This is a genomic window from Serratia proteamaculans (assembly GCF_004684015.1).
Lineage (GTDB): Bacteria > Pseudomonadota > Gammaproteobacteria > Enterobacterales > Enterobacteriaceae > Serratia > Serratia proteamaculans_F.
The window spans coordinates 1-18045 of record NZ_SRIA01000015.1; the positions used below are offsets into that span (position 1 = coordinate 1).

18 protein-coding genes are annotated in these 18045 nt (G+C 54.7%); 11 read left to right on the forward strand and 7 right to left on the reverse strand.

The window, feature by feature from the left end; translation table 11 throughout:
- Nucleotides 1-123 precede the first annotated feature (123 nt).
- The 3 genes from E5C26_RS10330 to cspE all read left to right on the forward strand — a co-directional run bounded on the left by E5C26_RS10330 (nucleotide 124) and on the right by cspE (nucleotide 2166).
- Entirely contained in the window at nucleotides 124-867 is a 744-nt protein-coding gene (locus E5C26_RS10330) for a DUF3658 domain-containing protein (protein ID WP_135316216.1), read from the forward strand.
- Nucleotides 868-992: 125 nt separating this feature from the next.
- Nucleotides 993-1637: a Qnr family pentapeptide repeat protein gene (locus E5C26_RS10335; protein WP_135316217.1), complete on the forward strand. Its 645-nt coding sequence runs from the start codon at nucleotides 993-995 to the stop codon at nucleotides 1635-1637.
- Between the two features lie 316 nt (nucleotides 1638-1953).
- Nucleotides 1954-2166, forward strand: coding sequence for a transcription antiterminator/RNA stability regulator CspE (gene cspE, locus E5C26_RS10340; protein ID WP_012006483.1), 213 nt, complete (start codon nucleotides 1954-1956; stop codon nucleotides 2164-2166).
- A gap of 393 nt (nucleotides 2167-2559) precedes the next feature.
- On the opposite strand, the gene E5C26_RS10345 is transcribed toward cspE, so the two are convergent.
- Nucleotides 2560-3237: an isochorismatase family protein gene (locus E5C26_RS10345; protein ID WP_135316218.1), complete on the reverse strand. Its 678-nt coding sequence runs from the start codon at nucleotides 3235-3237 to the stop codon at nucleotides 2560-2562.
- 268 nt (nucleotides 3238-3505) lie between these two features.
- Here E5C26_RS10345 and E5C26_RS10350 point away from each other — a divergent pair, with 268 nt between their 5' ends.
- Both E5C26_RS10350 and E5C26_RS10355 read left to right on the forward strand, forming a co-directional pair.
- Nucleotides 3506-3934: a universal stress protein gene (locus E5C26_RS10350; RefSeq protein WP_135316219.1), complete on the forward strand. Its 429-nt coding sequence runs from the start codon at nucleotides 3506-3508 to the stop codon at nucleotides 3932-3934.
- A gap of 324 nt (nucleotides 3935-4258) precedes the next feature.
- Nucleotides 4259-5014, forward strand: coding sequence for an SDR family NAD(P)-dependent oxidoreductase (locus tag E5C26_RS10355; RefSeq protein WP_012006485.1), 756 nt, complete (start codon nucleotides 4259-4261; stop codon nucleotides 5012-5014).
- Nucleotides 5015-5061: 47 nt separating this feature from the next.
- On the opposite strand, the gene E5C26_RS10360 is transcribed toward E5C26_RS10355, so the two are convergent.
- From E5C26_RS10360 to puuD, 4 genes are read right to left on the reverse strand one after another with little or no spacing between them, the layout of a single operon-like run.
- On the reverse strand, nucleotides 5062-6342 hold the full coding sequence (locus E5C26_RS10360; RefSeq protein ID WP_135316220.1) for an NAD(P)/FAD-dependent oxidoreductase: 1281 nt from the start codon (nucleotides 6340-6342) through the stop codon (nucleotides 5062-5064).
- An 11-nt stretch (nucleotides 6343-6353) separates the two neighbouring features.
- A complete protein-coding gene (gene puuC, locus E5C26_RS10365; RefSeq protein ID WP_135316221.1) occupies nucleotides 6354-7850 on the reverse strand; it encodes an aldehyde dehydrogenase PuuC in 1497 nt (498 codons plus the stop codon).
- 15 nt (nucleotides 7851-7865) lie between these two features.
- Entirely contained in the window at nucleotides 7866-8423 is a 558-nt protein-coding gene (gene puuR, locus E5C26_RS10370) for an HTH-type transcriptional regulator PuuR (RefSeq protein WP_085116363.1), read from the reverse strand.
- Entirely contained in the window at nucleotides 8420-9181 is a 762-nt protein-coding gene (puuD, locus tag E5C26_RS10375) for a gamma-glutamyl-gamma-aminobutyrate hydrolase (protein WP_135316222.1), read from the reverse strand. Before puuD ends, puuR begins: the two co-directional genes overlap by 4 nt.
- Nucleotides 9182-9424: 243 nt before the next feature.
- On the opposite strand from puuD, the gene E5C26_RS10380 reads away from it, so the two are divergent.
- The 5 genes from E5C26_RS10380 (at nucleotide 9425) to E5C26_RS10405 (ending at nucleotide 15269) form a co-directional block, all read left to right on the forward strand.
- Nucleotides 9425-10843, forward strand: coding sequence for a glutamine synthetase family protein (locus E5C26_RS10380; protein ID WP_135316223.1), 1419 nt, complete (start codon nucleotides 9425-9427; stop codon nucleotides 10841-10843).
- A 316-nt stretch (nucleotides 10844-11159) separates the two neighbouring features.
- Nucleotides 11160-12530: an APC family permease gene (locus tag E5C26_RS10390; protein WP_135316225.1), complete on the forward strand. Its 1371-nt coding sequence runs from the start codon at nucleotides 11160-11162 to the stop codon at nucleotides 12528-12530.
- 223 nt (nucleotides 12531-12753) lie between these two features.
- On the forward strand, nucleotides 12754-13647 hold the full coding sequence (yddG, locus tag E5C26_RS10395) for an aromatic amino acid DMT transporter YddG (RefSeq protein ID WP_135316226.1): 894 nt from the start codon (nucleotides 12754-12756) through the stop codon (nucleotides 13645-13647).
- A gap of 72 nt (nucleotides 13648-13719) precedes the next feature.
- Nucleotides 13720-13992 (forward strand): hypothetical protein, encoded by a 273-nt coding sequence (locus E5C26_RS10400; RefSeq protein ID WP_135316227.1) that lies wholly within the window; start codon nucleotides 13720-13722, stop codon nucleotides 13990-13992.
- A 395-nt stretch (nucleotides 13993-14387) separates the two neighbouring features.
- The gene (locus tag E5C26_RS10405; RefSeq protein ID WP_135316228.1) at nucleotides 14388-15269 is read left to right on the forward strand and encodes a nucleoside-specific channel-forming protein Tsx; all 882 of its coding nucleotides are present in this window, start codon (nucleotides 14388-14390) and stop codon (nucleotides 15267-15269) included.
- Nucleotides 15270-15324: 55 nt separating this feature from the next.
- Here E5C26_RS10405 and E5C26_RS10410 read toward each other — a convergent pair whose 3' ends face one another.
- A complete protein-coding gene (locus E5C26_RS10410; protein ID WP_017892577.1) occupies nucleotides 15325-15504 on the reverse strand; it encodes a hypothetical protein in 180 nt (59 codons plus the stop codon).
- A gap of 438 nt (nucleotides 15505-15942) precedes the next feature.
- On the opposite strand from E5C26_RS10410, the gene E5C26_RS10415 reads away from it, so the two are divergent.
- Nucleotides 15943-16473: a chorismate mutase gene (locus E5C26_RS10415; protein ID WP_135316229.1), complete on the forward strand. Its 531-nt coding sequence runs from the start codon at nucleotides 15943-15945 to the stop codon at nucleotides 16471-16473.
- 9 nt (nucleotides 16474-16482) lie between these two features.
- On the opposite strand, the gene E5C26_RS10420 is transcribed toward E5C26_RS10415, so the two are convergent.
- Nucleotides 16483-18018: a serine hydrolase domain-containing protein gene (locus tag E5C26_RS10420; RefSeq protein WP_135316230.1), complete on the reverse strand. Its 1536-nt coding sequence runs from the start codon at nucleotides 18016-18018 to the stop codon at nucleotides 16483-16485.
- Nucleotides 18019-18045: the final 27 nt, after the last annotated feature.

An 18045-nucleotide genomic window follows, 5' to 3' on the forward strand; every position in this document is an offset into this window, starting at 1 on the left:
CCAGGGCGGTTTTTTTGTGCCCTTCATCCGGACAAATTCGGATTTTTTGTCTAGTGAGCGTGTGGAAAAGTTGGCAAAATTCACCTCAGGATTATTTTAGGGAATAGGCGGAGGAGAGCATTGATGAAGGATGTGCATATCGCACTTTCGGGCGGCTGCGTGCGGTTGGCTTACCCAGGAGAAAACGTTCTGGATTTCACCGATAACCTGTCATTTGGGCCGTTGTGCTCACTGGATGACGCGCAAGGTCTGCAGGATCGAACTCGTTGGTTCCAAGAGCTGCATCACTCTGTTCACGCCCCCGAATGGGACACTTCATCACAGCGTCTGACGGCGATGGAAAACCTGAAAATGCAACTGGCCACGGTCAGTGGGCAGGTAACCCTGTGGGTTGGTGACAATCCCGATGAACAATTGATGTTGCGCGCGCTGTTGCCTTTGCTGGCTGAAAGTGCTGTTTTTGTGGTTAACGTCACCGAACTTGCCGGACGTGATGCCACCGGCTGTTGCCCGATTGAAACGCTCGAACCTTTGTGGATCCGGCGGCGTGAATTGACAGCGGAAGACAGAGCGACGCTCATCGCCGATTGGCACCGTTTGTTGAAGGACAACGCGCCGGTGCGTATCTATACGCAGGGAGAAATACAGGGGAAAACCCAGGATTTCCACGACCCGCTATTATTGCAGCATTGCCCGAGCGACTATACCCAAGGTTCCAGAGTGGTGGGCAACGCGATGGCGAATTCGCCCTACGGAGTCGGCGATACCTTTCTGAACTTCCGGCTGTACGCGCTAATAGAACAGGGCGTATTGCAGGCGCAGACTGGCGGGGTAAACATGAACCGCCTTCAGGTGCGGCAGGCTTGACTACGCTTACCCCTGATGTGTTTTTTGTGCTGTGAGCCGGAAAAAAGCGGGCAAAGCGTTTTTCTCCGGCCGCCAGATCTGCTTATAATGCGTCACTGACTGTACAAATACACAGGTGTGTCGCGATGGGACTGATGTTGGATGGCGAAAAGATTGCTCGTAACCGCTTCACCGGCGAAAAAATTGAAAAAGGCAGCTTTATCAACTGCGATTTTTCGGGCACCGACCTGACCGGTACCGAATTTATCGACTGTCAGTTTTACGACCGCGAGAGCCGGCAGGGGGGGGATTTCAGCCGTGCGCTGCTGAAGGATGCCAGTTTCAGAAACTGTGACCTGTCGATGGCGGACTTCAGAAACGCCGATGCATTAGGGATCGAAATCCGTGAGTGTCGCGCGCAGGGCGCAGATTTTCGCGGCACCAGCTTTATGAATATGATCACCCCGCGCACCTGGTTTTGCAGCGCGTACATCACCAAAAGCAATCTGAGCTACGCCAATTTTTCGAAAGTGGTGCTGGAGAAGTGCGAGTTGTGGGAAAACCGCTGGAACAGTGCGCAGATCCTGGGGGCGACTTTTAGCGGTTCAGATCTCTCCGGTGGAGAGTTTGCGTCGTTTGATTGGCGTGCCGCCAACTTTACCCACTGTGACCTGACCAACTCCGAACTGGGTGAGCTGGATTTGCGCAGCACCGATCTGCAGGGTGTGAAGCTGGATAGCGACCAGGTGTTTCAGATGATGGAGCGGCTGGGTATTGCGATTATCGGCTAAGCTTTTTAGCACTATGGGGCCGTTAGGCCCTTACAGGGCGCGGCGAAGGAGACTGCGGTGGTTAAATAATAAATGATGTGTATAAATATAATAATAAATATTCCTTGCTTAAATAAATCCCTCGTGTATAAATAGCGTCATCGGTTTGTAGTACAGACCTTATGAAAGCAGTTTTAGTAAAGCAGTTCTCAGTATTAGTGATATCCCATAGATACCTCTTCTTCCGCGAATTTCCTTCTCTAGTGCCCAAGTAAGTTTCCAATAAAAACAGACCTCAATCGCCTAATGGCGTCTCAAAAATATAAAGGAAATATCTATGTCTACTAAAATGACTGGTTTGGTAAAATGGTTTGATGCAGGTAAAGGTTTTGGCTTTATCTCCCCGGCAGACGGCAGCAAAGACGTGTTCGTGCACTTCTCCGCTATCCAGAGCAATGATTTCAAAACGCTTGATGAAGGTCAGCGCGTTGAATTCACTATCGAAAACGGTCAGAAGGGTCCTTCTGCCGGCAACGTAGTAGTTTTATAATTTATAGGTAGTGTTTTATTTCTTACGATAGCGAAGAAGGTGTAAACCGGAGCAGATAAGAAATAAAAGAATCACCTGAATAAACTCCGGGGTGACCCGGAGTTTATTTGAAAATATTTAAATCTGGTAAGTTTCAATAATGGATATTATTGGCAACAGCAAAAGAGATTGGCGTCGTAATAATAACGGCTGCGATTGAGTCTATTTTTCTGTTGTGAAAAAGTTGTGCTTAGGCTGCGTAAGGTTGGAGTGTTGGACGGACGCTTACGCCATAACATGGCAGTCGGGAAAGTGACCGACAAACATTGATGACCCTGGCCTGTGCCGGGGTTTTTTTATGCCTGCCATTCAACAGACCCAAGGGGAAACTGGCCTGTTGAACGGTTGTCGTTATCAGCGTTGGGAATCCAGCACCTCATTATTTTTCACGACGTCTTGCGCTTTTACATAGCTTTCAATCAGTAATTGATACGCCGGGAAAATTTTAGTATAGACCTCGGCCCATTGTTGCGCATCTTCGCGATTCCAGCTGCCCTGAAGTTCAGAGGCTACGCCGGCGGTATCGATCGGCACTATGCCGGCCTGCACGACACGGGCCAGAGTAATTTCCTGCGCCATTTTTGAATAGGTGCCTGAGGCATCGATGACGGCAAAGACCTTATAGCCCTCGGCGACGGCACTGATTGACGGGAAAGCCATGCAGACGCTGGTAATGGTACCGGCGATAATCAAAGTTTTACGCCCGGTCGCCTTGACCGCTGCGACGAAATCCGGGTTATCCCAGGCATTGATTTCCCCTTTGCGGGCAACATACTGTGCGTGCGGCGCATTCTGATGGATCTCTGGGATCAGCGGGCCGTTGGGGCCCTGTGGCACCGAGGCCGTAGTAATCACCGGCAATTTGCTTAGGGTAGCGATACTGGCCAGTGCGGCAGCACGGGCGCGAAGTTCGGTCATTGGCATATCAGCGACGGTCTGGAATAGGCCGCTCTGGTGGTCGATCAACAGCATGACGGCGTCATTAGCATCAATAACAGGACGCTGACCATTGAAGTTTGCGGGAGTGCTCATCGTTATATTCCTCTGTCATCGCTAGGTGTGGGTATCAAGTAAGGTTTAAGAACCAAGAATTAACCCCGGTTATGGCCTTTAGTTTAGGGAGCGTGGGAATTTCCGGTAGATGGGAAAGACAGGATGCATCGTTCCATCTGCGGAACGCTGGTACAGGTAGGCGATAATTTCACCGCTGAACTAAACTTAAGTTGCCTGATATACAGGCGAATCGCCCCTGGCAGGGAACGCTATCCTGTTTACTGGCTCGACGCGGAGGGCCGTCATCATGACTTATCAACATATCGTGGTTGCCACCGATCTCGGTGAAGATGCCGAGTTGCTGCTGGACAAAGGCGCCGAGTTGGCCAGGGCGCTGAATGCCCGGTTATCCCTGATCTATATCGATATTCACCATACCGGCTATTACGCTGATTTGGGCGTGGGTGAATACAGCTACACCGACCGTACTTTTTCCGAACGCGTGAAAAATATGCTCAATGCCATCAAAGACCAATCGTCCTACCCGGTTGAAGAGGTGATTATCGGGCGTGGCGAACTGATGGAGGAATTAAACCGAACGGCAAAAGACAAAGGCTTCGACCTGATTGTCTTCGGCCATCATCATGATATCTGGAGCCGGTGGGTGTCGTCGGCACGGCAGGCGATCAATAACCTGCAGGTCGATCTGCTGGTGGTTCCGATTGAGAAAAAATAAGCCTGCCCGCGGCTGCATCACTCGGTGGCCCGGATTTTGATCCTCGTGGCTAATCGGTAAACGGTGATACAGGCCAGTGACTGAACTTATTGAATGCTGATAGTACGGTCGGTAAATAGTTACCTTAATGAATTTTATCATTCTCATCAAAGAGTTGGCCTAATTCCGATAAAGCCTGTCCTGACACATTGAATTTGCAGTGAATACCTCTTTTTGATTAGTAAACCGCACATTTTGACTGTCCCTCTGTGTCCATGAGTTTTATTCTCAGACTCAATTAGTATTTGTATGATTTATAAAATACATTCACATGGAGGAGTTCTTATGCGTTTCGACAATAAAGTGGTCATCATCACCGGGGCAGGCAATGGGATGGGGGAAGCGGCAGCACGCCGGTTTTCCGCTGAGGGCGCTACCGTGGTGCTGGCAGACTGGGCGAAAGAAGCGGTAGACAAAGTGGCGGCCTCGCTGCCGAAAGGCAAGGCACTGGCGGTGCATATCGACGTTTCTGACCACGTCGCGGTTGAGAAAATGATGAATGAAGTGGCGGAAAAACTGGGCCGCATCGACGTGCTGTTGAACAATGCCGGCGTACACGTGGCGGGCAGCGTGCTGGAAACCAGCGTGGCTGACTGGCGCCGCATCGCTGGGGTAGACATCGACGGCGTGGTGTTCTGTTCCAAGTTTGCCATGCCCTATCTGCTGAAAACCAAAGGCTGCATCGTTAACACCGCTTCGGTTTCTGGCCTGGGTGGCGACTGGGGCGCGGCATATTACTGCGCGGCGAAAGGGGCGGTGGTAAACCTGACGCGTGCCATGGCGCTGGATCACGGCGGTGACGGCGTGCGGGTCAACTCGGTGTGCCCGAGCCTGGTGAAAACCAATATGACCAATGGCTGGCCGCAGGAGATCCGCGACAAATTCAACGAACGCATTGCGCTGGGGCGTGCGGCAGAGCCGGAAGAAGTGGCTGCGGTGATGGCGTTCCTGGCCAGCGACGACGCCAGCTTTATCAACGGTGCCAATATCCCGGTTGACGGTGGGGCGACCGCCTCAGACGGCCAACCGAAGATTGTTTAAGCGTTAATCATCAGGCCCGGCAAGGCTAAGCGCCGGGCCTGTCACGGTTACACCCCAATCCGATCGCGCAGTTGGTAGTAAGCTGCGCCAATGGCGGTAAACGGGATTTGCAGGTTGCGGCCGCCAAAGAACGGCAGGTGCGGCAGCTTGGCAAAGGCATCGAAGCGTTCCGCATCGCCCTGCATCAACTCGGCAATCAACTTGCCCGCCAGGTGGGTACAGGTCACGCCGTGGCCACTGTAGCCCTGCATGTAATAGACGTTATTTTCCAGTCGGCCGAACTGTGGCATGCGCGACAGCGTCAGCAGGAAATTGCCGGTCCAGCGATAGTCGATATTCACCCCTTTCAACTGTGGGAAGGTTTTCAGCAGTTTGGGGCGGATCAGGTTGTCAATATCATCCGGATCGCGGGCGCCGTACACCACGCCACCGCCGTACAGCAGGCGGTTATCGCCGGTGATACGGTAATAATCCAGCAGATAGTTACAGTCTTCGACGCAGTAATTCTTTGGGATTAGCGATTGTGCCACTTCCGCTGCCAGCGGCTCGGTGGCCACCACCTGAGTGCCGCACGGCATGCTGCGTCTGGCCAGCCTTGGCTCCAGCTTATCACCCAGATAGGCGTTACCGGCCACAATCACATAGCGTGCCTTCACCTGGCCCTTGGCGGTACTGACGATGGCCGGTTCGCCATGGCGAATATTAGTGACGGCAGATTGTTCGAATATCTGCCCACCTTGCTGGCGAATGGCTTCGGCTTCACCGAGTGCCAGATTCAACGGATGTATATGGCCGCCGCTGTTGTCCAGCAGTGCCCCGACGTAGCGCTCGCTGTTGACCTCCTGACGGATGCGCCCGGCGTCCAGCAGTTCAAGCTGAGTATTGCCGTAGCGTTCCCAGTTTTGTTTTTGTTCTATCAGCGCATGAAATTGCCGGTTGTTTAGCGCGGCGAAAATACCGCCAGGGCGATAGTCACATTCGATGGCGTACTTTTGGATACGGCTGCGAATGATCTCTGCGCCTTCAAACATCATGCTGCCCAGAACGCGGGCGCTTTCGGCCCCGTAGCGTTGTTCAATCACGTCAATATCGCGGCTGTAGGAGTTGACCAGTTGGCCGCCATTACGGCCGCTGGCGCCGAAACCGATGCGTGCAGACTCCAGCAGCACCACGTTATAGCCGGCCTCCACCAGGAACAGCGCGGAAGACAAACCGGTGTAACCACCGCCGACAATGCAGACGTCGCATTCGATAGAGTCATTTAACTGCGGGTAGGGCGCGTGGCTGTTGGCCGAGGCCGCATAATAGCTTTTTACATGTTCAGTCATGATATCTGCCCTTATTCCAGCGAAATCCAGGTGGTTTTCAGTTCGGTGAATTTTTCCAGCGCGTGAAGCGATTTGTCGCGGCCGTTGCCACTTTGCTTGTAGCCGCCGAAAGGCACCGTCATATCGCCGTCGTTGTAGTTATTGACGAACACCGTCCCGGCTTTTAAGCGGCGAGCCAGCCGGTGGGCACGAGACAGGTCACGCGTCCAGATGGCGGCGCCCAGACCGTAGTCGCTGTCGTTGGCCAACTGCATCGCCTGTTGTTCACCGCTAAAACTGGTGACGGCCAATACCGGGCCGAATATCTCATCGCGCGCTACGCCCATGGTGTTATCCACCTGGGTAAGAATGGTCGGGCCGAGATAACCCGCGTGGCCGCCCTGCGGATGCTCACGGCCGTCGAGGAACAGCGCAGCGCCCTGGCTCAGGCCCTGTTCGATATAGTCAGCCACTTTCTCGCAGTGACCCTGATCGATCAGCGTGCCCATCACCGTCGCCGGATCGAGCGGATCGCCTGGGGTGAAAGCCGCCGCATGTCGCCGCAGCGCCTGTAAGAACTCTTGCTGAATACTCTCTTCCACCAACAATCGGGTGCCGGCAATGCACACCTGGCCCTGGTTATAGAAGATGCCGGCGGCGGCACTCTGCGCGGCCTTGTCCAGATCCGGGCAGTCGGCAAAGATAATATTGGCGCTCTTGCCGCCGGCCTCCAGCCACACCCGTTTCATATTGGATTGACCGGCGTAGATCATCAGTTGCTTGGCGACCTGGGTCGAACCGGTAAAGGTCAGGGCGTCGACGTCGTTGTGCAGCGCCAGCGCCTTGCCGGCATCGTGACCGTAGCCAGGGACAATATTCAGCACGCCGTCCGGCAACCCGGCCAACTGCGCCAGTTTGCCCAGATAGATGGCGGTCAGCGGAGACTTTTCAGAGGGTTTAAGGATCACGCTGTTACCGCTAGCCAGCGCCGGGCCGAGTTTCCAGCAGGCCAATAACAGCGGGAAGTTCCATGGCACGATGGCGCCAACCACGCCGATAGGCTCGCGTTCAATCAGCGCCAGCGCATCACCGCCGGTGGGGGCGATTTCGCCATAAACCTTGTCGACCGCTTCGGCATACCAGCGCAGGCAGCGGATGGCACCGGGCACGTCGTCGCGCAGGCTATGGCGTATCGGTTTGCCGGTATCCAGCGTTTCCAGCAACGCCAGTTCTTCGTGATGTTGCTCCATCAGGTTGGCCAATTGCAGCAGGGTGGCTTTGCGCTGCGCCGGGGCCGCTCTGGACCAGTCGCCGCGCTCAAACACTTCACGCGCCGCGCTGACCGCCAGATCGATATCGACGCTGCAGCCCCGAGCCACCTGAGTCAACTCACGTTGTCCGGCAGGATCCTCCACGGCAAAGGTTTGGCCTTCGGCGGCCTGCTGATAGCGGCCATTGATAAACAGTCGGTTCTCAATCTTCAGGGCTTGCGCCCGGTGTTGCCAATACTGCAAATGGTGGAAGTCCATACCTTGCTCCGTTGATCAGAATGTCGTCGGCGTATGGGCGCTGATAATCCGGCAAATCCGCGCCGACGTGTTGCTGAAACTGTGGGGAATGCCGGTGTTGATGGCGTAGCTTTGGCCGGCCAGCAGGTGATAGGCCTGCCCGTTGACCTGCAGTACCACTTCGCCTTCCAGCAGGGTGCCGATCTCTTCCCCCTGATGCTTGATACGTTCGCCGGTAGTGGTACCCGGTTCATAGGTTTCGATCATCATCGCCAGGGTGCGATTAGGGTCGCCGTTGTGGATCAACTTCATCGACACCCCCTGGCTGCCAATCTCAATCAGATCCTGGCTGTCGATAACAATCTGTGGTTCATCCGGGATTTCCGGTTCGGCGAAAAATGCCGACAGTGACAGCCCATACACCGTCAGCAGTTTTTGCAGGGTACTGATGGCCGGGCTGACCTTGTCCTGCTCAATGGTGCTGATGGCGCTGTGGGTTAATCCAGACAGTTCGGCCGCGCGGCGCTGTGACAATCCCAGTTGCTGGCGGATTTGCGACAGACGTTTTCCCGGTGCCAAGCTGACATCGCTCATGGGCGTTTTTCCTTTTGATAGTTCCGGCAGGCACTGATAAAGCCTTCAAACAGCAGACGAGACAGGGCGTACTCTTCACTGTTCCATTCCGGGTGCCATTGCACACCCAGCGCAAAAGGCTGGTCGCGCAGACTGATGGCTTCCACCAATCCGTCGGCGGCGTGGGCCTCGATGCGTACGTCGGGGCCGAGGGTTTTCGCGCCCTGACCATGCAGTGAGTTGACCCAGAATCGGTTGCAATCCGGTATCAGTTGCGTGAGTAAGCCCCCTTCCTGAACGATGACTTCGTGAGCGGGGGCGTATTGTTGTTCCAGCGGCAGGTCGTGATCTTCACGGTGCTCCAGCAGCTCGGGTAACTCAAACAGCCGGCGGTGCAGGGTGCCCTGGCTGGCGACCACCATTTCCTGCATGCCGCGGCAAATGGCGAAAAGGGGAATGCGCCTGTCGAGCGAGTGGCGGATCAGCGCCAGGCTCAATTCATCTCGCCCAGGATCGGCGTCAGGCTCATCGCCGTTTTCACCATAAAGGTGCGGCTGCACATTACTGGGGCTACCCGGAAGCAAAATCCCGTCGAGGTGCCCCAGCAATTCTTCCAGCAGTTTCGGTTCCGCCAGCGCGTGTGGCAGGGCGATTGGCAACCCTCCTGCAGCGATGACGGCATTTAGGTACTTTTCTTGCAAGGTCTGAGTGAGGTGCTCGTTTAACCTATACCTGCACATCACTACGCCGACCACTGGTCTGTTAAATATATTGCCCATGCTATCCCCTTGGTATGTTCGAAATTATGAACGATAAGCTTCTCCACTGCCGTTTTCGTTCAATATTTTATAAATCTAGCAGTCAAATGGGCAATATTCAAACTCAAAGTAACACTTGCAAAACAATTTTGTTGCATCTATGTTTCATTGGTGGACATTATATTGAGCAAGATGGTCAAAAAACATCGACGGTAATCAATAAGTGTGAGAACCACAGACAAAAACATACATGGCGGGTGAATCATGCAGACCAACATAGTAGAAGTGGAAAACTTTGTTCAGCATCATGAAGAAAAGCGAAGTAGCGCGTTCCAGCGTGAAGTGAAGAACTACCTGGAGCGTTATCCATTAACTCAGCACGTTGACGTTCTGCTGACGGATCTTAACGGCAGCTTCCGCGGCAAGCGTATCCCGGTCGGCGGGCTGAGCAAGCTGGAGAAGGGCTGCTACTTCCCGGCGTCGGTGTTTGCGATGGATATTCTCGGCAATGTGGTTGAAGAGGCAGGGCTGGGGCAGGAGCTGGGTGAACCGGACCATATCTGCGTGCCGGTACTGGGCACCCTGACGCCGTCGGCGGCGGATCCGCAATATATCGGCCAGGTGTTGCTCACCATGCTCGATGAAGATGGTACTCCCTTTGACGTTGAACCGCGCAATGTGCTGAACCGAGTGTGGCAGCGTTTGCGTCAGCGCGGGCTATCCCCCGTAGTAGCGGTAGAGTTGGAGTTCTATCTCATCGATCGCCAGCGCGATGCGGAAGGCTATCTGCAGCCGCCGTGCGCCCCGGGCACTCAAGAGCGTAATACTCAGAGCCAGGTTTACTCGGTCGATAACCTTAACCACTTTGCCGATGTGCTGAGCGATATTGACGAACTGGCGCGCATGCAGGGCCTGCCGGCCGACGGTGCGGTGGCGGAAGCCTCGCCTGGCCAGTTTGAGGTCAACCTGCACCATACCGACAATGTCCTGCAGGCCTGTGACCATGCGCTGGCGTTAAAACGTCTGATCCGTATGGTGGCGGAAAACCACAACATGCAGGCCACCTTTATGGCCAAGCCGTATGAGGAGCACGCCGGTAGCGGTATGCACGTCCATATCAGCATGTTGGACAGAAAGGGTAACAACGTACTGGCAGACGACGACGGTGAAGACTCCGCGCTGCTGAAACAGGCGCTGGCCGGGATGATTGCCCTGATGCCTTCTTCTATTGCCTTACTGGCACCGAACGTTAATGCCTATCGTCGCTTCCAGCCGGGTATGTACGTGCCGACCCAGGCGTCCTGGGGCCATAACAACCGCACTGTAGCGCTGCGCATTCCCTGTGGCGACCGTGACAGTCATCGCGTGGAGTATCGCGTAGCCGGTGCGGACGCCAACCCTTATCTGGTGATGGCGACCATTCTGGCAGGTATTGTCTACGGCCTGGAAACCACGCTGCCGCTGCAAGAGCCGGTGACCGGCAACGGGCTGGAGCAGGAGGGGCTGCCGTTCCCGATCCGCCAAAGCGATGCGCTGTATGAATTTGAGCACCAGCCAGTACTGAACGCCTTGCTGGGCGAAAGATTCAGTCATGTTTACCTGGCTTGTAAAACGGATGAACTGGTGCAGTTTGAGCGCCTGATCACCGAAACCGAAATCGAGTGGATGCTGAAAAACGCCTGACCCGCTCGTGCCAATCCTACCGCGCGCGTTTAGCGCATTCCGCCGGCTATCCTGTGGCCAGCGAAGCTACGCGCAGCGGTAAAGCATTGCTTCCACTTTGGCGTACAGGACGCCGGTGAGGAAAGAACCATGACAGCTATAACTGTTTCATCCGTCTGTGCCGGCCGTGGCCTGCACCGCAGTGAATACGGGCCATCCACTGGCCAGGTTTTTTTGTCTTTACATCGAACTTCCCGCCGCCTGAGCAGCAGTTTCCCCGCGGCCTCTCTGAATGACGTTAAACGGTTACCAGCAGAGGACAAAGAGGGGAAGAGCCATGACGACTAATGTGACTGACGTTAATGAGGCGGCCAAGCCGCAACTGCGTAAAAGCCTGAAGCTGTGGCAGGTGGTGATGATGGGCCTGGCCTATCTGACGCCAATGACGGTGTTCGACACCTTTGGTATTGTTTCCGGGCTGACCGACGGCCACGTACCGGCCTCCTATATACTGGCGCTGGCCGGTGTGCTGTTTACCGCCATCAGCTACGGCAAGCTGGTGCGCCAGTTCCCGACTGCCGGTTCAGCCTACACCTACGCACAGAAAGCCATTAATCCGCACGTCGGTTTTCTGGTGGGCTGGTCTTCGCTGCTCGACTACCTGTTTTTGCCGATGATCAACACCCTGTTGGCGAAGATTTACCTGACCGCGCTGTTCCCTGAAGTGGCGCCGTGGATATGGGTGGTGGGCTTTGTGATTATCATTACCGCCATCAACCTGAAAAGCGTCAATCTGGTGGCCAACTTTAATACCCTGTTCGTACTGGCCCAGGTGGCGATCATTGTGGTGTTTATCTACCTGGTGGTGCGCGGCCTGCACAACGGTGAAGGCCTGGGGACGGTGTGGAGCCTGCAACCCTTCGTCAGTGAGAATGCACATTTGCTGCCGATTATCACCGGCGCGACTATTTTGTGTTTCTCGTTCCTCGGTTTTGACGCGGTGACCACACTGTGCGAGGAAACGCCCGATGCCGCCAGGGTGATCCCGCGCGCTATCTTCCTGACCGCGCTGTACGGTGGGGTGATTTTCATCAGTGTGTCGTTCTTTATCCAACTGTTTTTCCCTTCTATTCAACGCTTTCATCAGCCGGATGCGGCACTGCCGGAAATTGCGCTGTACGTGGGCGGCAAGCTGTTCCAGTCGATTTTCCTGTGCGTCACCTTTATCAACACCCTGGCATCGGGCCTGGCGTCGCATGCCAGCGTTTCACGGCTGTTGTATGTGATGGGGCGCGATAACGTGTTCCCGGAAAAGTATTTCGGCTATATCCACCCGAAATGGCGCACGCCATCACTTAACGTGTTGTTGGTGGGGCTGGTGGCACTGTCTGCGTTGTCTTTCGACCTGGTCACGGCGACCGCATTGATCAACTTTGGTGCGCTGGTGGCTTTCACCTTCGTTAATCTGTCGGTGATCAGTCATTTCTATATTCGCGAGGGGCGTAACAAGAGCTGGAAGGATCGCTTCAACTACCTGTTCCTGCCATTGGTCGGGGCGTTAACGGTCGGCGTGTTGTGGTTAAACCTGGAAAAAAGCTCGCTGACCATGGGGCTGATCTGGGCGGTAATGGGCTTTGGTTACCTGGCGTATCTCACCCGGCGTTTCCGCCAGCCGCCACCGCAGCTGGAAAGACAACCGCAGCAATAAGGCTATTGATAAACCCACGCAAGAGATAAATCGGTAGGGGTCGAACATGTTCGACCCGATTTAACCCATTGATTATGTTATAGGGCGTAGCATGCAGCGCCCCTACCATGAAACAACGGCGTATATTGTCAGCCGTCTGAGGCGGGGTTTCCCGCCTTTCTTTTTTTCCTTTCGGGCAGTAGAGTGAAAATCCTGATAAAAAATAACCGATTGGATCACCTCCATGTCTTCACTGCCCGTTTCGTATAAAGCCACCTTGCTCGGTCTGCTGGCGATCCTGCTGTGGAGCAGTGTGGTTGGCCTGATCCGTAGCGTCAGCGAAGGGTTGGGGCCGATTGGCGGGGCCGCGATGATCTACAGCGTCAGCGCGGTTTTTCTGTTGCTGGCGTTACGGTTGCCGAATCTGCGTCATTTTCCGCGCGCCTACCTGATCCTCGGCAGTCTGTTGTTTGTCAGCTATGAGATCTGCCTGTCGCTGTCGTTGGGCTATGCCAACACCCGCTTGCAGGCCATCGAAGTAGGGATGATCAACTACCTCTGGCCCTGTTTCACCGTGCTGATGGCGCTGGTGTTCAACGGACAAAAGGCCAAATGGTGGCTACTGCCCGGACTATTACTGTCGTTGTTCGGTATTGGCTGGATCATGAGCGGCGAGGGCGGCTGGTCACCGGCGCAAATGCTGGCGAATGTGCACAGCAATCCACTGAGTTATTCGCTGGCCTTCGGCGGCGCGATCATTTGGGCGTTATATTGCAACTTGACCAAGAAAATTGCCCAGGGCCATAACGGCGTGGTGGTGTTTATTACCCTGACCGCCGTCGCGCTGTGGGTTAAGTATGCCTTCAGCAGCGAAAGCGGTATGCAATTCACCCTGCCAGTGACGCTGACGTTACTCTGTGCCGGCATGGCGATGGGGGCGGGGTACGCGGCGTGGAATGTGGGTATTTTGCACGGCAATATGACGCTGCTGGCAACGGTGTCTTACTTTACGCCGGTGCTGTCGGCGGTGTTTGCCGCCCTGGTATTGAATACCGCACTGACCGCCAGCTTCTGGCAGGGTGTGCTGATGGTGACTCTGGGGTCGTTAATCTGTTGGCGGGCAACCCGAGGAAACTAACGGAAATTATCCGCCGGCTGCGCAATGTTGAACTAGAATCTAACTAGCGATTATGCATGAAGGAACATACCCATGAGAGACGATATCCAATTCATTCAGCAGCCGGTAATAGACGACGAAAGTTTTATGCGCGGTGATACCGTGCGTCTGACCACCGCCAATCTGCGCCATGAATACCAGCTTGATGTCAACATTCTGCGCCGGGAAGGCAAACTGATTTTCGGCTCGGTGATCGCCGCCGCGCCGAAGGTGGATATTCCACCGAAAGAGTGGGAGATTGAGCCGGGGCAAGAGGTGGTATTCCGTCAGGAAAATATCGCCAAAGCGATACCTTCGATTAGCTGAATCCTGGCAAGCGTTCCGCCGTATCCTCCGTTTTCCTCAGCAGCATTCATAAGAAATGCCGGTGCTTAAAACACCGGCTTTTTCATTTCTGCGACAAACCCGGTAACTTTTTGTGTTGAGCACAATTGGCACAGAAACTGCTTTAAAAATCACCGTGCATGACAAAAATCACAGCGAACGTGAATTTTCATGAAACATAATTTGACAAATGTGAACGCAATCGATTACCTATTCGCGAAATGCATAACTGGATCACAGATTCTTACACCCAGTGATTTCTATAATGCGCGCGTCGCCGAAGAAGTTTGTAAGCGGAGGCAACGCCAGGTGTCGTCAGACTCATTGTCATCTTTTCTAACGGGCAGGAAATGGCCCTTTAAGCATGTGGTAATAAAATGAAAAAAATAGCTCTCGCAGCAGGTATCCTGCTCGCAGCGTCATACAGCGCATCTTCAATGGCTGATAGCAAAGACAGCCAATACGTCTCGGATTGGTGGCACCAGAGCGTTAACGTGGTGGGCAGCTACCACACTCGTTTCGGACCTCAGTTGAACAACGATGTTTACCTGGAGTACGAAGCCTTCGCTAAAAAAGATTGGTTTGATTTCTACGGCTACGTCGATGTGCCTAAATTCTTCGGCGTGGGCAACACCCCGGACCGCGGTATCTGGGACAAGGGCTCACCGATGTTTATGGAGATTGAACCTCGTTTCTCCATCGACAAACTGACCGGTACCGATCTGAGCTTTGGTCCATTTAAAGAATGGTACTTCGCCAACAACTACATCTATGACCTGGGCCACGACACCGACGGCCGTCAGAACACCTGGTACATGGGTCTGGGCACCGATATCGAGACCGGCCTGCCGATGAGCCTGTCGATGAACATCTATGCCAAATACCAGTGGGAAAACTACCAGGCTGCCAACGAAAACAGCTGGGATGGTTACCGCTTCAAGGTGAAATACTTTGTGCCGCTGACCCAACTGTGGGGCGGCAATCTGAGCTACATTGGCTTTACCAACTTTGATTTTGGTTCCGATCTGGGCAAAGACAGCAACTGGACTGACGGCACTGGCAAACAGGTTCGCACCAGCAACTCGATCGCTTCCAGCCATATTCTGGCGCTGAACTACGATCACTGGCACTACTCCTTCGTGGCGCGTTATTTCCATAACGGTGGTCAATGGCAGGATGGGGCAGATATTGGTACTCCACAGGGTCCAATCAAATCTACCGGCTGGGGCTACTACCTGGTCGCCGGTTATAACTTCTGATTTTCCGTGGTATCAGAAACAGAAAACCCCGCTTTGGCGGGGTTTTTTTTCGTCATCACTGCGCTTGTTCACCGGGTAAATGTCGCACCGGCATAAATAATCGTCCTTTGATTACGTGGCATTCATTATCAATCCAACTGATGATTTGTTCACGGCTCACGCCTTCGGATTGCGCGTAGCGGTGAAGATCGCCATTAAAGTGCTGCGTGATATATTCCATGAGGGTCATTTGCATGTCTTTTGCTCCTGAACGCCCACCCGTCGCCAACTGGCTACCGCGGGAGGTTAAGGTTTCTCAGACGCTGAATTTAAAGTATTGGCAACCAAAGCTCAACAAAAAGCAACGTTTTGGTGTATTTGATGTCTACTTTGTAGCAAAAAAGAGTCCCGCACGGAAAGGCGGGAAATAGTCCGAATTATCATTCTTAATGATAATAAATGATTTGAGGTGCGACGAAAAAGAGCAAGCTAACTCTTTTTTGCGACACAGCCAAACTACTGCAAGGCTTATTTCGCTGCAAGAAAAATCTTAGCTAAAAATTCGGTTTTATCGAATAGTTTTGCGCTGGAATAATTTTTCGACGGGTTGGTTAACCCCAGGGGTTGTTGTCTGCGTTATCGGTGAACTATATTTGCCGTTTGCCGAGTTTTTCGCAGAGATAAGGAAATTGTCATGTTCAGGACGTTATTGATTGCCTGTTGTCTGGTCAGCTTTTCCGCGCTGGCAGACGGCGGTGCCACTCTCGGTGAGTTGGTTAATCAGCGGTTGGCTTATATGAAGGACGTTGCCGGGTACAAGGCGCAACAGCATTTGCCGATCGAGGATTTGGCTCAGGAATCTAAAGTGTTGGCCAGCACGCAAGCCGAGGCAGAACGCCTGGGGTTGGATCCGCTTTCGGTGCGGCCGTTTATTGTGGCGCAAATGGATGCCGCCAAGGCGATTCAGTACCGTTTTCGCGCAGACTGGCTGGCACAACCGGAAAGTGGCTGGCAGCCACGTCCGCTCGATAGTGTGCGGCCGCAAATTGCCGAACTCAGCAGCCGCATTTTACAGCGGCTGGCGCAGCAGTTGAAAACCGGCCCACTGACCGAAACCGCCCGCGACAGTTTCATTGATGCCCTAACGCAGACTAACCTCAGTGATGCCGACAAGCAGCGTCTGTTTACTGCCTTACTGGCCGTTCGGGCCGGTAAAACGGGGTGACCACCTGAATTAGTCGCCACCGGCCCCGCTACGCTGAAAGGTCAGCACCCGGCTACGATTGGCGATCAAGTCCACGCTGTAACCGCGAAAATACAGGCAAAAACGTTTCTGCCACGGGCCGTCACTGCTTTCGACCAGCATGCGGCCCTGACCCAGTGAGCTGATAGTACCGTGCTGCGCTGCGGGGCCAACGCCGATGTGTACCTGGTCACCGCAAATTTCAAAGGCGGTGCGGTATTGCGGGTGATACCACAAGCCCTGCACATGTTTCAGGCACTCGCGGTTGGCCGTAACCGGCAGGAAACGGCGCTCCACGTGGCAGACTTCCCCCTCAACCGCTTCACCGGTCCATTTCAGCCGTATCGGCATATGGGCGGAAAGCGAGACTGCGTAGCCGTCATCGGCCTGATACAGCGGTTCATCGCTCCCCATATAGGCGACATTGCCATCTTTCACTTCCAGCCAGTAGGGATCGGCCACCGTGGTGTAAATGCCATCGGGAATGGTGTTGCTGCGTTGCGGCAGTGTTTCGCCCAGCAAAGCGGCCATCACCTGTAATGCCATGCCAAAACTGTCGCAGTCCTCACGGTTAGCCACCAGCGCGACGCCGGCTTGTCGATCGGGCGCCAGCAGGAAATAGGTCTTGTAACCGGCGTGGGAACCGCCGTGCCCCAGCAGACGATGTTTGCCGAGTGGGGTTTGCGCCAGCCCCAAGCCGTAAGCGCTGAGTTGGCCCTGATTGAGATGACGTGGGGCGCTCAGTTGCGCCAGTACGCCGCGCCCCGGCCCCCGATCGGCCAGCAGCGTTTGCAACCAGCGGGTGAGGGCATTGGCGCTGCCGGTCAGACTGCCGGAGGCGGAGAGATGCAGGCCGGCGCTGGCCAGTTGCCAACCCTGTTTTGAACGCCAGTAACCGGGGGTTAACCCCGGCACCACGTCAAACCAGCTCTCTGGCGCCCGTAGTTGCACTTTAAGCGGCTGGGCGATGTGTTGCTGCACCAGTTGGTCAAAGTCATACCCCTTGGCTTGCAGTGCCGCCTCAACCAACCGGTAGCCGGTATTGGTATAGGTTATTTCGCTGCCGGCCGGATAGTTCAGCCCGCCAAGCCCCTGAAGGAACTGCATCACCGGCTGCGCTTCGCTGCGGGCATGTACCGAAATGCCCAGCAGCCCGAGGGTTTCACGCACGTCAGGCAGCCCACTGGTCATGTCCAGCGCCTGACCGACGGTAACGTCCGCCAGCGGGGCCTGTAGCTCAGGCAGCAAGTCGCCAAGGCGGTCATCCAGGCTCAGGGCGTTGTCGGTGGCGTTCAGTGCCAGCGCGGCGAAAATATGCTTGGTCACCGATGCGTAACGCACCACGCTGTCGGCGGTAAAAGGGGTGTTTTGTGCCAGATCGGCCAGACCGGCGCTGGCGCACGCCTGGATTTGTGTGGCGTCAAACAGGGTAATCGCGCCACCGGGTGCGCCGTCGTGCTGCCAGTCAGCCAGCAGCCGCTCGGCGACTGCCTGTGCGGCGCGCCAGTTTAGTGGGATTTCAGACATACATCGCCTCCAGAGTGAGTTTCTGAT